Origin of the sequence: Stenotrophomonas sp. BIGb0135, assembly GCF_024810105.1 — a bacterium.
Classification (GTDB): domain Bacteria; phylum Pseudomonadota; class Gammaproteobacteria; order Xanthomonadales; family Xanthomonadaceae; genus Stenotrophomonas; species Stenotrophomonas maltophilia_AB.
The window spans coordinates 196942-211823 of record NZ_JANUDX010000006.1 but is presented as its reverse complement, the minus strand read 5'-3'; the positions used below and the strand labels follow the sequence as shown (position 1 = coordinate 211823).

Sequence of the window (14882 nt, the reverse complement as noted above, 5' to 3'; positions counted from 1 at the left end):
CCGCATGATCAGGTCCACGCACCACCCCCTCGCGCTGAGCATCGCTGCGCTGCTTGTTTCCTTCGGCGCCCAGGCCGACTGTGTCACCACCGGTGCCACCACGACCTGCACCACGGCCGCGCCCAATCCTCACCCCACCCGTATCGGCAACGGCAATATCGCCGCCGAGGACGGCCGCACGGTGGATGTGCAGGCCGACGCCCAACTGGTGGTGGGCAACGACACCGCGATCTCGCTGCGCGACGCCGCCAACATCCACGTGGGTACCGGCGCCACGGTGAGCGCCACGGCGGTGAGTGCGCCGGGGCTGTATGGGGCCGGCGGCAACACGGTCGAGTTCCGCAACGGCGGCACCTTGACCATCGACGCCGGTGGCCAGGTGCTGGCGCTGGGCAGCCAGGGCAGTGCGGAGGTCGTCAACTTCCAGGGCGCGGGCAACACCATCGTCAACAGCGGCACGATCCGCGCCAACAACGCGGTGGCGATCTGGTCGCAGAACACCACCGGCCTGAACACCGTCATCAACACCGAGACCGGCATCATCCAGGCCCCCGGTACCGTCATCGGCGGCTCCGGCAACGGTGCACTGGACTTCAGCAACCGCGGCCAGGTGATCGGCAACATCTCCCTGGCCGGCGGCAACGACATCCTGCGCCTGTATACCGGCTCCTCGATCACCGGCAATTTCAGCGGTGGCGCCGGCAACGACGCGATTTTCCTCAGTGGCACCGGTGACTCGACCCTGCCAGGCAACTTCGTCGGTTTCGAATCGCTGACCAAGAATGATGCCGGCAAGTGGACGCTGACCGGCACGATCACCGGGGTGACGGTGGCCACGGTGGCGCAGGGCACGCTGGCGCTGACCGGCAACAACGCCAATTACACCGGCCCGGTGATCGTGGACCCGGCCGGCATCCTGGAGGCGCGCGCGCAGAGCCTGCCGCCCGGGGTCACCAACAACGGCCTGGTGCGTTTCACCCAGCCCGACGACGGCGCCTATGCCGGCAGCATCAACGGCACCGGCGCGCTGGACAAGACCGGCGCCGGCACGCTGACGCTGGCCGGCCTCAACAGCGTCACCGGTGCGACCACCCTCAATGGCGGCTCGCTGGTGCTGGGCAATACGCTGGAAACGGCCGGCCTGACCATGGCCAACGGTACAACGCTGCAGATCAATGGCGCGCTGCAGCAGCGTGGGGGCGCGGCGGCCAACGTGATCGGCGCCAGCGGCGCGCAGACGCTGATCGTCAACGGGCGGCTGACCGGCGCGGCACTGCTCGGCGATGGCGATGACCTGCTCGATGTGTCCGGGGTGATCGTCGGTAACGTCGACCAGGGCGACGGCAACGACACCGCGATCGTACGGCCCGGCGGCAGCATCGGCGGCACGCTGGCGCAGGGCAACGGCAACGACCGCTTGCAGATGCTCGGCGGCAGCATCGCCGGTGCGGTCACCCAGGGCGCCGGCAACGATGCGCTGGTGATCAGCGGCGGTACGCTGGCCTCGGTGGACCAGGGCGACGATGTCGACCAGATGGAGGTCAGCGGCGGCACCATCACCGGCACCGTGCAGCAGGGCGGCGGGCAGGATGTGTTCCTGATGACCGGCGGCACCGTTGGCGCGCTGCTGCAGGGCGACGGTACCGACCGCTTCCGCATGACCGGTGGGCAGATCATCGGCGGCTTCGACGATGGTGATTACGCCGAGATGACCGGCGGTCGCATCGGCCGGGTCAACATGAAGCTGGAGAACAACACGTTCGACATGTCCGGCGGCACCATCGACGGCAACCTGGTCACCGGCTTCGGCAACGACACGATCATCCTGTCCGACGGCTACATCGGCGGCAACATCAGCGTCAGCGGCGGCGACGATGCAATCACCATCACCGGCGGCACCGTGCGCGGCGAGATCCGTGCGAGCACCGGCACCGACCGGCTGGACTGGTCCGGCGGCGGGGTGGTGTACGGCACCGTGGACATGGGCGAGGGCAACGACGTCACCACCCTGAGCAACCTCAACAACAGCCACCTGGGCGCGCTGCCGCTGTTCACCGGCGGCCTGGGCACCGACGTGCTGAGCATGAACAACGTCAACACCAGCGGCGTGGCGCGCTTCACCGGCTGGGAACAGATCAGCCTGCAGCAGGACAGCCAGCTGACCTTCGATGGCGACCTGGTGCTGTCGGACTTCACCACCAGCGGCGGCACGCTCAACATCGACCCGACCAGCGCGGTGTTCGCCGGCGGTCTCAATGCCAGCGTGCGCAGTTTCACCGCCGGCCAGCAGGTCACGCTGAACAACGCCGGCCGCATCGACCTGAGCAATGGCAGCAGCGGCGCCGGCGACGCGTTCACCATCGCCGGCAACTACGTAGGCAACGGCGGCGGGGTGTACCTGCAGTCGGTGCTGGGTGCTGATGGATCGCCGTCCGACCGCCTGGTGATCTCCAATGGCGTGGCCAGTGGCAGCACCGGGCTGGGCATCATCAACACCGGCGGCGGCGGGGCCGAAACGCTTGCCGACGGCATCCTGGTGGTGCAGTCGATCAACGGTGGCAGCACCGCGCCGAATGCGTTCGCGTTGTACAACCCGGTCGCGGCCGGCGCCTACGAGTATTTCCTGTTCAAGGGCGGTGTCAGCGCGGGCACCGGCGAGAACTGGTACCTGCGCTCGACCCTCGTGGCCGGCGTGACCCCGGCACCGGCCAATCCGCCGCTCGGCACGCCGCCGATCACCCCACCGCCGCCGCCGGAGGATGCCGGTACGCCGCCGCCGCCGTTGGCCCCGCCACCGTCGCCGGACGTGCCGGAGAATCCGGATCCGCTGGCACCCGAGCCCGCCCCGCCACCGCCGCCGCCCGAGCCGGCCCCGGTCGCGCCTGCGCAGGGGGATGCGCCGCCGCCCGTACCGACCACGCCTGCCGCCGTGCCTGGCCCGCTGGCGGTGCCGCCTACACCCGGCGCGGTACCGGCCCAGGGCGACATCATTCCGCTCTATCGCATCGAGGCGGCCACCTACGCGGTGGTACCGCCGCTGCTGCGCGAGACCAGCCTGCTCAGCCTCGGTACCTTCCACGAACGCCAGGGCGAACAGCGCCTGCTGGCCGGGCAGGGCGGGTTACGTTCGGCCTGGGCGCGGCTGATCGGCCAAAGCCACGAGCAGCATTGGGAAGGCGATGCCAGGCCCAGCTTCGATGGCGACATCCAGGGCGTGCAGGCCGGTATCGATCTGTACGCCAGCGCCGATGATCGGTATCGCGACCAGGTCGGCGTGTTCGTCGGTCGCACTCGCGCGCAGGGCAACGTCAACGGCTTCGCGATCGGTTGGGACAACGTCGCCGTCGGGCGCACGCGGCTGGATGACAAGCACCTTGGTGTGTACTGGACCCGCGTGGGCAGCGCCGGTGGCTACCTGGATGCAGTGCTGATGCAGAGCCGCTACGACGGCGATGCCACCTCCGCGCGCGGGCTCGGCATCGACCTGCATGGCGATGGCACCACCGCCTCGCTGGAAGTGGGCAAGCCGTTGCTGCGGTTCGGCCAGTCGGCCTGGTGGCTGGAGCCGCAGGCGCAGGTGATCTGGCAGCGCAGTTCGCTCGACGACAGCGCCGACCGTGTCTCCACGATCGCCTACGACAACGACACTGCCTGGACGGCGCGGGTCGGCCTGCGCCTGGCGGCGGATTACGACCTGGCCGGCAATGGCTGGCAACCGTACGTCAAGGTCAACTACTGGCAGACCTTCGATGGCGAGGACCGCATCCGCTTCGGCAGCAACGAGCTGACCAACCAGCAGGGCGCGCGTGCGCTGGAAGTGGGCGTCGGTCTGGTCGCGCGCTTCAACGCCAACGTCAGCGCGTTTGCGGTGGCCGATTACACGCGCGATCTGGAGAGCAGTGCTCAGAAAGAGCGCAAAAGCATCGAGGGGAATATCGGGATGCGGTTTGACTGGTAGCGCATTGCGGGCAACCCAAGGACGCCTCACCTGCGTAGAAAACTACAACTACGCGTTGTCTTCCCTTCTGCGCGCCTTCGATTCTTCAATCCATAGATGAATGGCGGTGGAGAGCCTTTCGCGTGATTCCTCCAGTTTGAGCTTCTTATGCAAGGGCGCCATTGGACGAGATTCAATCTCCTCAATCTCCTGGCGCAATTGAATGATCAAGGATTCTGCGAGGCGCTCAAGATCGCCTGGCGGCGACGGCGCCTTTTTGGGAGGCGGCTGCAATGTAAAGCTGGCGGCCAGTAGTGCTACCCCGAGCCCGAAGATGCCTGCCGACGCGACCATGCTTCCTGTTTCGCCAAAGTTGAATCTGGACAGCCAGTAGCCGAAGCAGACGATGGCCAGCCCGACAGCGTGCAGCAGTGCTGGTCGCTTCATGAGCTTCGCGCGTGCTTGCCAAAGCGCCCCAGCGACGCAGGCGAAAAGGCCGAGCATTGCCAGGCTTCCAATTTCCTGCACGACGGTGAGCAGGTGCTCCGATGGATTGCTTGCCATTACCACTCCCTGGTAGCAGTTTCATTGCCCGGAGATCCAGGATGGTCTCTGCGATGAAACACGATGTTGACGTATGGAAAGGGGATGGCCGGAAACCGTGGCCATCGGGGCTGGATGAGCGGTGCTCAGCGCACCGCGCCAATCGCCTGCGTACGCGCCCTCGCCAATGCGTCACCCACCGCCGGGCCCTTCAGGTGGGTCAGGTCGAGATCGCGTGCCTGGATGGCCAGCGCGGCCTGGTGCACGCGCTTGAGCGTTTCACCCTGCGGGTAGTCGCTGTCCTCGAAGCCGCGCCGGCCGCGCTTGTCCGCCTCGCAGCACAGTGCGATCTGCGCGATGCGCTCGGGACGGCGGAAGCCATCGCAGCGGCTGAGCAGCGCCAGCACGGTGGCATCGCGCAGTTCGTCGAGGCGGTGCACGTTGAGGTGATCGCGGCACACCGCCTCGGCCAGTTGACGGTGCTCCAGTGGCACCTTCAAGCGATCGCACAGCGCGGCCAGCGGCGCAAGGCCGCGTTGTTCATGCTGCGGGTGGCGCGGCCATTCGTCCGGCGGGGTGAGGCCCTTGCCGAGGTCGTGGGTGAGCGCGGCGAAGCCGATCAGGTCATCGCCGGGCGCGAGGCGCGCGGCCATGTCGCTGACCATTTCCTGGTGCACGCCGGTGTCCACTTCGGGATGGAACTCGGCCCGTTGCGGCACGCCGTACAGCGCATCCAGCTCGGGCAGGATCGCGCGTAGCGCGCCAGCGTCGTGCAGGGTGCGCAGGAAGGCCGAAGGCTGGGCGCAGGTGAGCGCGCGGCGCAGTTCCTGCCAGACGCGTTCGGGTACCAGCGCGTCCAGCTCACCGCTGTCGGCGACCTGGCGCATCAGGTCCAGGGTTTCCGGGGAGACGGTGAAGCCGAGCGGGGCGAAGCGGGCCATGAAGCGTGCCGCACGCAGCACCCGCAGCGGGTCTTCGACGAAGGCCGGGCCGACATGGCGCAGCACGCGCTGTTCGATATCGCGCACGCCGCCATACGGGTCCACCAGCGCGCCGGTGGCTTCATCGCAGGCGATGGCGTTGATGGTGAAGTCGCGGCGCAGCAGGTCGTCTTCGAGCGTCACCGACGGATCGGCATCGACCACGAAGCCGCGGTAGCCACGGCCGGACTTGCGCTCGGTACGCGCCAGCGCGTACTCCTCGCCGGTATCGGGATGCAGGAATACCGGGAAATCGCGGCCGACCGCCTTATAGCCCAATGCTTCCATCTGCGCCTGTGAGGCGCCGACCACGACCCAGTCGCGGTCACCGGGGTCGCGTTGCAGGATGCGGTCGCGTACCGCGCCGCCAACAAGATAGATCTTCATGCGGCCATGATGCCGCAGTGAGCCGACGGGATGCCAATGGCGGTAGTGCCGGCCGTTGGCCGGCTGCTGGAAATTCCAGGCCATCGGGGGAGCCGGCCAATGGCCGGCACCCCCCTGGCGCGCGTTTCTCAGTCGCCGCCCTTGTCCGCGTTGGCCGCGCAGGCGAAGTTCTTGCGCTTGGCCTGCAGGCGGCCGCTCATGCGGTCGGTCACCGGCAGCGCGGTGCCGTTCAAGCGCCAGTCGTAGATGACGCTGAAGGCCAGGATACGCGCGACGTACTCGCGGGTTTCCTTGTAGCTGATGGTCTCGATCCAGATGTCCGGGTCGAAGCCCGGGCGCTGGGTCTGCCAGCGTGCGGTCGGGGTCGGGCCGGCGTTGTAGGCGGCGATGGTGATGTAGGGCAGGCCTTCGTACTTGTTCATCAGCTGGCGCAGGTAGGCGGTGCCGATGGCGATGTTGGTGTCCGGGTCGTACAGGCTGGCCGCGCCGCCGTAGTTGGCCAGCCCGATCGACTTGGCCACGCTGGCGCCGGTGGCCGGCAGCACCTGCATCAGGCCCATGGCGTTGGCCGGCGAGCGTGCCTTCGGATTGAAGATGCTCTCGGCGCGGATCTCGGCGGCGACCCAGGCCGGATCGATGGCATTGCGTGCCGATTCGCGGCGGATCGCATCATCGTGGTGCAGCGGGAAGCGCAGCGAGTACAGGCGCTGCTCGTCCGGGGTCTTGCCGAGCGAGAACACCGCGCGGTCGAACCAGCCGTTGTCGCGCGCCACTTCCACCGCGATGCGGCGCTGGGTGGTGTCGTAGCGGCTCAACGCGTCGTTCCATTCGGCCACGGCCCAGCCGGTGCGCTCGATCTTGAACAGTTCCATCGCGCGGATGATCGCCGGATCGCGCGCGACCGCCGCCTGCGCCTGCGCGCTGTCGTTGGGTTCCCACGGGCACAGCGTGTAGGTGGACTGGCCGAGCTGGTCGGCGGCGAGGAAGCCGTGGAACGTGGCTGCGCGCGCCGCCTCGCGGTACAGCGGCTGGGCCTCGCTGCGCTTGCCGGTCTTCTCCAGCATGCGCGCCTCGAAATAGCGCCAGCGCGAGTCGCTGCGCTGGGTCGGGCCCATCTTGCGGATCGCCGCCAGCGCCTGCGGCCAGTCGCCGCGCGACATCGCCTCGCGCGCCCGCCATTCGTGCAGGCGCTCGTCGTAGGCCGCGTCGGGCACGGCATTGAGGCGGCGCGCGGACTCGGGACCGTAGGAGGCCACCGTCCACAACGCTACCTGGTACAGCACCTGGGCCTGCTGGGCGGCGCTCAGCTGCAGCGCGTTGGCGTACTGCGGCAACTGCTGCTCGGTGGCGGCCGGATCGGCCTTGGCCAGCTTGGCCAGGCCATCGGTGGCGATGCGCCGGCTGCGCTCGTTGCGCGGCCAGTTCAGTGCGCTGGCATTGGGCTTGTCGACGAAGGCGGCATAGGTGTTGGCCAGCGCCAGGTCGGCCGCGGGCAGGCCGCGTGCGGCGCTGCGCATCACCGCTGGCTGTTGTTCGTCCGCGGCGGCGTCGATCCGCGCCCAGCGCAGGTCGGCACTCAGGCCGCCCTTGGCATCGAGGACCGCGAAGACCGCATCGCAGGCATCGGGCAGCGACTTGCCGGTGCTGCGCCAGATCGCCTGCGCTTCGCTGGTCCACTGCGCGTCGGCCTTGCCTGTGGCCTGGCGCGCATTGAGTTGGGCACAGCGAAGGCCGACGTTGTCGGTGGGTACCCAGTTGGCCAGCAGGGTCGGCCAGTCCTGGCGGCGCGCGACGGCGGGCAGCCACACGCTGCGGAAGCTGCTGGCCACCGCCTGGCCGTTGTAGCGCTTCAGGAAATCCTGGGCCTGGGCGGTGCCGACGGTATCGATGTTACGGCGCAGGTTGGCGTACTCCAGCCAGCCATACAGCGGATGCTTGCCGAGGGCGGCGGCCTGGGCGGCGTCGAACTGGCCGCGCTCGGCGCTGTCGATGGCGGCCTTGAGCTGCGCGCGCTGCGCGTCGAGGTTCTGCGCATCGGCTACCGGGCTGACGCCGGAACAGGCCAGCAGGGCAGATACGCTGAGGAAACAGAGGGGAAGTCGAGTCATGGCCGAAAGCATAACGGCGCCGGGTGAACGGCGGTGAGGGCAAGCCGACTCGATCATGAACAGCCGCCTGCCGGCCGCGCGGCAGCGGCCTGGGCCGGGCGTAGTCTCGGGCTGGGGCAACCGGCCCCCACGCAAGGAGCAGACCATGGCATTCCGTGCAGCAGGGAACTCTGGACCACTGGCCGAGATCAACGTGACACCGTTGGTCGATGTGATGCTGGTGCTGTTGATCATCTTCATCGTGACCGCGCCGATGATTTCCCTGCCGATCCCGGTCGGCCTTCCGCAGCGGACCACGGCGGTGACGCCGCCGCTGGACCCGCCGCCGCCGATCGAACTGCGCGTCGACGCCGCCAACCAGGTCACCTGGAACGGGCAGTCCATTCCGGTAGCGGCCTTGCAGGCGCGCATGCAGGAGCAGGCGCAGACCCATGCCGGCAACCTGCCCGAACTGCGTATCGCAACCGACCCGGGCACCGAGTACGAGGTGATGGCCAAGATCCTGGCGGCGGCCAACAACGCGCAACTGCAGCGCATCGCGTTCGTGCAATAGCCCGTTTTCTGCATTGCAGCGCACCACTGACGCCCCTGTCCGCAGGGGCGTCATGCGTTGCGGCGCCTGCATCTTGCCTGTTCGGATTTGTCTGAGTGGCGTGAAAAAGTGTTGGTCGTCACTTCTTCACTTTTACCGTTTGTTTACAAAGGAGACGTTGCCGCGCATTGGGGGGCGCGGCGGCCCAGCCCAACATTCCTTTGGAGAGAGAGCGAATGAACGACCTGCACCACCGCCCCTTGGCGGTCGCTGTATCGCTGTGCCTGTTGTTGGCTGCCCCGGTGCTCGCCGGTGCCCAGGATGCGCCGCGCACCACCACCGAGCTGGACCGCGTCGAGGTGACCGGCACCCGCATCAAGCGGGCTGAAGTGGAAGGCCAGGTGCCGATCCAGACCCTGACCCGCAGCGAGATCGAACGTACCGGGCTCACTTCGATCGGCGAGGTGCTGCAGCAGCTGACCGGCTCCGGTTCGGCGCTCAATGCCAAGTTCAATTCCTCCGGCAACTTCGGTTTTCCGCCGGACGGCAGCGGCGTGGGGGCCGGCTCGGCCCAGGTCGACCTGCGCCACCTCGGCGCCAAACGCGTGCTGGTGCTGGTGGATGGCATCCGCTGGGTCAATGAATCCTCGGCCTCCGGCGTGGGCGCGGCCACCGACCTGAACACCATTCCGCTGGCCATCGTGGAGCGCATCGAAGTGCTCGAGGATGGCGCCTCCTCGCTGTACGGCTCCGATGCGATCGCCGGCGTGGTCAACATCATCACCCGCCGTGAATTCGATGGCGGCCAGGTCACCCTCAACTACGGCGAGTACAGCAAGGGCGACGGCACCCAGAAGGGCGTGGACCTGGCCTGGGGCACCAGCGGCGACCGCTACAGCCTGTTCCTCGGCGCCAGCTGGACCAAGCAGGACCCGGTGTACGCCAGCGACCGCGAGCAGTCGCGCTTCCCGATCCCGGGCACCGGCCTGTCCTTCGGCAGTTCGGCCACCCCGACCGGGCGCTTCATTTTCACCGATCCCACCACCGGCATCACCCACGACCTCACCCCGAACACCGGCGCCACGTCGCCCACGTTCAACGGCGCCGACGGTTGCGCGCGCACCGACAGCTACCACTGCTTCGGCACCGCCGACCGCTTCAACTTCGCCGAATACAACATGGTGCTGACGCCGTCGGAGCGGAAGGGCATCTTCGGCCAGTTCCGCTTCGACATCACCGACAACCTGCAGTGGTACGTCAAGGCGCTGGCCAACCGCCGCGAGTCCACCAACCAGGCCGGCCCCGAGCCGCTGTTCTTCGGCCCCGACGGCGCCACCGGCAACCCGCTGGCCGACAACATCGTCATTTCCGCGCTCAACCCGTACAACCCGTTCGGCTTCGACCTGGATTCCTCGGACAACCTGATCATGATCGGCCGCCGCCCGGTGGAAGGCGGCGCACGCGTGTTCGAGCAGGAGGTCAACACCCGGTACGTCGCCACCGGCCTGGTCGGCCAGTTCGAGGCCGCGGACCGCAGCTGGTTCTGGGACGTCAATGGGATGTACAGCAAGAACAAGGCCGAGCAGACCAACTACGGCAGCTACAACATCTTCAACGTCAACATGGCCCTGGGCGATCCGGCCGTGTGCGCGGCCACGCCCGGCTGCGTGCCGCTGAACATCTTCGGCGGCCCGGGCACGATCACCCCGGCGATGCTGGCCTGGATCCAGCCGGTGGTCCGCGACCGCAGCCAGAACGAGCTGAGCCTGGTCACCGCCAACCTGAGCAGCGACCTGTTCACCCTGCCGGCCGGCCCGGTGTCGTTCGCCACCGGCCTGGAATACCGCAAGTACGAGGGCTCATACCAGCCCGATCCGCTCACCGTGATCGGCCATTACAACGGCGTACCGTCGCTGCCCACGTCCGGTTCCTACGACGTCAGCGAGGCCTACCTGGAGTTGAGCATCCCGATCTTCGCCAAGAGCGCGATCGGCGAGAAACTCGACCTCAGCCTGGCCGGGCGCTACTCGGACTACTCCACCTTCGGCGGCGAGTTCGTGCCCAAGTACGGCCTGCGCTGGCAGGTGACCAACGACTTCGTGCTGCGCACCACCTATGCCGAAGGTTTCCGCGCCCCGTCGATCGGCGAACTGTACGGCTCGGCCGCGCGCGCCGACCTGCAGCTGTTCGATCCGTGCTCGGTCGGCCTGGGCGGCACCCCGCCGCGCGGCAGCGCGGCCAACTGCGCCGCGCTCGGCGTGCCCACCGGCTTCCAGCAGGCCAACTCGCAGATCTCGGTCACCACCGGCGGCAACAGCGCGCTGGACCCGGAGCGTTCGCGCAGCTTCAGCGCCGGCTTCGTGTGGAGCCCGTGGTTCGGCAGCAACGCCTCCTGGTCCGAGCGCTTCGACGTGGACGTGACCTTCTACCGGCACACCATCGAGGGCGCCATCCAGGCGATCAACGCCCAGACCCAGCTCGACCTGTGCGTGGACACGCTGGACCCGCTGTACTGCGGCGGCATCACCCGTGCCTCCACCGGTGCGGTCAGCGGCTTCAACAACCGCCTGACCAACCTGGGCTCGATCAAGACCGATGGCTGGGACGTGGACCTGTTCTGGACGCTGCCGGAAACCTCGGCCGGCCAGTTCAAGCTGGGCTGGCAGAACACCTTCGTGGGCCGGTACGAGGCGATCGGTGCAGCGGGGCAGCGCCAGCCGCAGGAGCCGGGCGTGGAAGTGTCCGACAGTTCCATCCCGGAGTGGACCAGCAACGCCACGCTGAGCTGGAACCTGGCCCACTGGAACGCATCCTGGACGGTGCGGCACATCTCCAAGCTCACCGAAGACTGCGGCGATGCGGTGGCCTTCCCGGTGTGCAGCAACCAGATCGAGGGCACCAACGAGCTGAAGGCCACCACCTTCCACGACATGCAGGTGGGCTACAAGATCGACTGGATGAAGGGGCTGCAGCTCAGCGCCGGCTTGAACAACGTGTTCGACAAGGATCCGCCGATCTGCCTGTCGTGCTCGCTCAACGGCTACGACGCCTCCACCTACGACATCCCGCGCGGGCGCTACTGGTACCTGCGCGCGGACCTGCGGTTCTGAGCCTCGGTTGAGCGTGCAGGGCCACCGGGGCACCCGAGCGGTGCCCCGGTGTGCATGGCCGGCAGCGGCGGGCCATGCCCGGTGGCTGCAACGACGGTCAAATGTATTGCGCGTGGCGGCCAAGGCGCGTTTCTGGCCGCCGGGTGCCTTGTCCGTCAGGCATCATGGGGCGCCCGGCCAGCGGCCGGCTTCCCTTTCCAAGTGTTGTTGCCATGAACCTGCATACCTGGTGGATCTTCGCCGTCACCGTGTTCGTCCTGTGCGGCACGCCGGGGCCGAACATGCTGCACGTGATGACCCGCAGCGTGCGCGTGGGCTTCCGCCGCAGCATCGCCGCCATGGCCGGTTGCCTGAGCGCGCTGGTGCTGGCGCTGTCGATTTCCGCCGCCGGCCTGGGCGCGGTGCTCAAGGCCTCGCCGCTGGTGTTCGACGTGCTGCGCTACGCCGGCGTGGCCTACCTGGTGTACCTGGGGATCAAGGCCTGGCGCGGCGGCGATGCGCCGATCGATGTCGGCAACACCGCGGCGATCGCGCCCAGCAAGCGCCGCATCCTGTTCCGCGATGGCTTCATCATCGGCATCAGCAACCCCAAGCTGCTGCTGTTCGCCTCGGCATTCCTGCCGCAGTTCGTCGATCTGGCCCAGCCGCAGCTGCCGCAGTTCGTGATCCTGGTCGGTACCTTCGCGCTGATGGAAATGTTCTGGTACGCGGTGTACGCCGCCGGTGGGCGCGGGCTGGCCGGCTACCTGGCGCGTCCGGGGCTGCGCAAGGTGTTCGACCGCGTGGTCGGCACCATCTTCATCGGCTTCGGGCTGGCGCTGCTGCGCGCGCGGCCGTAGTGCCGGCAGGCGTCAGGGCCTGCAGGTAGGCGCAGAACATGTCGGCCATGGCATCGGCATAGGCGTCGATGGCGGCAGGCGAAGGCGCGCTGCTGGAGAACTGCTTGCCCACCGTACTCAAGGTGGTGCCGATCAGGTCGACGGCCAGGGCGCGCGTTTCGGCCGTTGCTTCGGGCAGCGCTTCGCACATGAAGGCGTCGAACGCGGCGTCGCCCTGCGCGCGGGCCTGGCGTGTTTCCGGCGCATCGCGGTACAGCGGGGCGGCGTCGCTGAGCGCCACGCGCATCTGCGCCTCGTCGCACTCCGAGTGGATGAACGCATGCACCAGCAGGCGCAGCCGCTGCAGTGGCGGCGTGGCGGCATCCTCCAGCACGCGCCTGAGCACATCGCCGGTCTGCGCCCACTCCTCGGTCTGCAGGCGGAACAGGATCGCGGCCTTGTTCGGGAAGTACTGGTACAGCGAGCCGATGCTGACCCCGGCACGCTCGGCCACCCGTGCGGTGGTGAAACGGGCGGCGCCCTGCTGGGCCAGAACCTGAGCAGCCGCCTCCAGGATCACCGCCACCAGCGCGTTGGAGCGGCTCTGGCGCGGGCGTTTTCTTGAGGAAATCTGCGGGGTTGCGCGGTCGTTCATGCGGCGGGGACCCGTGCCAGGGAATGCGAATAGTGCGGATCGGGGATCGGCCGTATTCTGGAAATGCGACGAATCACTCGCATTCTAGGTGGGCGCGCTCCCGCGCTCAACCGCCCTGACAGGACCCCCATGAACACCCTCACCAACGCCCCCCTCGCACCGCTGCTGGAGCGCCTGTTCGATGCGTCCGACGCCGCCACCCGCCCCGTGTTCGCCGATATGTCCGCCGCCGAGCGCGACCGTCTGCTGCACAGCCGTACGGACTACCTGACCCTGTACACGCGGCTCAAGGACCTCTGGCTGCCGGTGTCGCGCGAGACCGGCACGCTGCTGTACATGCTGGCGCGCAGTCGCGGTGCACGCGCCATCGTCGAGTTCGGTACGTCCTTCGGCATCTCCACCCTGCACCTGGCCGCGGCGCTGCGCGACAACGGCGGCGGGCGCCTGATCAGCAGCGAGTTCGAGCCGGGCAAGGTGCAGCGCGCACGCGAGCACCTGCGGACGGGCGGCCTGGAGGACCTGGTGGAGATCCGCGAGGGCGATGCGCTGCAGACGCTGCGCGAGGATCTGCCCGCGTCCATCGACCTGGTGCTGCTGGACGGCGCCAAGGCGCTGTACGGCGACATCCTGGATCTGCTGGAATCCCGCCTCGCACCGGGTGCGCTGATCGTGGCCGACAATGCCGATGACGCGCCGGACTACCTGGCCCGGGTGCGCGCGCCCGGCAGCGGCTATCTTTCCGTGGCGGTCGGCGACGATGTCGAACTGTCGATGCGCCTCGGCTGACCTTTCATTGGCAACAGGGAATTCCATCATGCATGTCTTCGTTACCGGCGCGACCGGCTGGGTCGGCTCGGCCGTGGTCCATGAACTGCTGGCGGCCGGGCACCGGGTCACCGGGCAGGCGCGCAGTCCAGAAAAAGCCGGGGCACTGAGCGCCATCGGCGCGGGTATCGTCCACGCCACCCTGGACGACCTGGACACGCTGCGTGCCGCCGCAGCGGATGCCGATGCGGTGGTGCACACCGCGTTCAACCATGATTTCTCGCGCTTCATCGAGAACTGCGCGCAGGACCGGCGGGTGATCGAGGCGCTCGGCGATGCGTTGGCCGGGTCGTCGCGACCGCTGCTGGTGACCTCCGGGCTGCTCGGCTTGCCGCGCGGGGCGGTGGAAACGGATCTGCCCGATCCCGCCTCGCCGCGCCTGTCCGAGCCCACCGCACGCGCGCTGGCCGAACGCGGCATCCGGGCGGCGACGGTGCGCCTGCCACCGTCGGTACATGGGCTGGGCGAGCACGGGTTCGTACCGATCCTGATCGCGCTGGCGCGGCGCACCGGCGTGTCGGCGTACCTGGACGATGGCGCGAACTGCTGGTCCGGCGTGCATCGGCAGGATGCGGCGCGGGTGTATCGATTCGCGTTGGAGCAGGCAGCGGCGGCGCCGGTGTATCACGCCATCGCCGATGAAGCGGTGCCGTTCAAACGCATCGCCGAAGTGATCGGCGCGCGGTTGAAGCTGCCGGTGGAGTCACGTGGGGCCGAACACTTCGGCTGGTTCGCGCGGATGGCCGGGGCGAACATGGCGGCCTCCAGCGCCGCCACCCGCGCGCTGCTGGGCTGGGCACCGGTGGGGCCGGCGCTGCTGGCCGATCTTGATCAGCCCGGGTATTACGCGGGGTGAGCGCGGTTGGGGGTGCCTGGAGCCGGCCAGCGGCCGGCACGAGCGGAACCCCACGCGCGCGTGCCTGCGACCCACCATCGCGGCCATGCCACGCATGGCTGCGCGGCCCACCACTACCGCCAGGCCACGCT

Annotated in this window: 10 protein-coding genes; 6 read left to right on the top strand and 4 right to left on the bottom strand. The window is 68.4% G+C overall.

Annotated elements, in window-relative coordinates:
• Positions 1-4 precede the first annotated feature (4 nt).
• Positions 5-3958, top strand: coding sequence for an autotransporter domain-containing protein (locus M2421_RS14110; RefSeq protein WP_259207754.1), 3954 nt, complete (start codon positions 5-7; stop codon positions 3956-3958).
• 48 nt (positions 3959-4006) lie between these two features.
• On the opposite strand, the gene M2421_RS14105 is transcribed toward M2421_RS14110, so the two are convergent.
• From M2421_RS14105 to M2421_RS14095, 3 genes are all read right to left on the bottom strand, one after another.
• Positions 4007-4501, bottom strand: a complete 495-nt coding sequence (locus tag M2421_RS14105) for a hypothetical protein (RefSeq protein ID WP_259207753.1) — start codon at positions 4499-4501, stop codon at positions 4007-4009.
• 125 nt (positions 4502-4626) lie between these two features.
• On the bottom strand, positions 4627-5847 hold the full coding sequence (locus M2421_RS14100) for a multifunctional CCA addition/repair protein (protein WP_259207751.1): 1221 nt from the start codon (positions 5845-5847) through the stop codon (positions 4627-4629).
• Positions 5848-5975: 128 nt separating this feature from the next.
• Positions 5976-7955, bottom strand: coding sequence for a transglycosylase SLT domain-containing protein (locus M2421_RS14095; RefSeq protein ID WP_259207748.1), 1980 nt, complete (start codon positions 7953-7955; stop codon positions 5976-5978).
• Positions 7956-8100: 145 nt separating this feature from the next.
• On the opposite strand from M2421_RS14095, the gene M2421_RS14090 reads away from it, so the two are divergent.
• From M2421_RS14090 to M2421_RS14080, 3 genes are all read left to right on the top strand, one after another.
• Positions 8101-8508, top strand: a complete 408-nt coding sequence (locus tag M2421_RS14090) for a biopolymer transporter ExbD (RefSeq protein ID WP_259207746.1) — start codon at positions 8101-8103, stop codon at positions 8506-8508.
• Between the two features lie 215 nt (positions 8509-8723).
• Positions 8724-11597 carry a TonB-dependent receptor gene (locus tag M2421_RS14085; protein WP_259207744.1) on the top strand — a complete coding sequence of 958 codons (2874 nt, stop codon included), beginning with the start codon at positions 8724-8726 and terminating at the stop codon, positions 11595-11597.
• Between the two features lie 212 nt (positions 11598-11809).
• Positions 11810-12436, top strand: a complete 627-nt coding sequence (locus M2421_RS14080; protein ID WP_259207742.1) for a LysE family translocator — start codon at positions 11810-11812, stop codon at positions 12434-12436.
• On the opposite strand, the gene M2421_RS14075 is transcribed toward M2421_RS14080, so the two are convergent.
• Positions 12396-13070, bottom strand: coding sequence for a TetR family transcriptional regulator (locus M2421_RS14075; RefSeq protein WP_259207740.1), 675 nt, complete (start codon positions 13068-13070; stop codon positions 12396-12398). The two genes, M2421_RS14080 and M2421_RS14075, sit on opposite strands and share 41 nt — an antisense overlap.
• Before the next feature lie 129 nt (positions 13071-13199).
• Here M2421_RS14075 and M2421_RS14070 point away from each other — a divergent pair, with 129 nt between their 5' ends.
• Positions 13200-13856, top strand: coding sequence for an O-methyltransferase (locus M2421_RS14070; RefSeq protein WP_259207738.1), 657 nt, complete (start codon positions 13200-13202; stop codon positions 13854-13856).
• A 28-nt stretch (positions 13857-13884) separates the two neighbouring features.
• Positions 13885-14751, top strand: coding sequence for an SDR family oxidoreductase (locus M2421_RS14065; RefSeq protein WP_259207737.1), 867 nt, complete (start codon positions 13885-13887; stop codon positions 14749-14751).
• Positions 14752-14882: the final 131 nt, after the last annotated feature.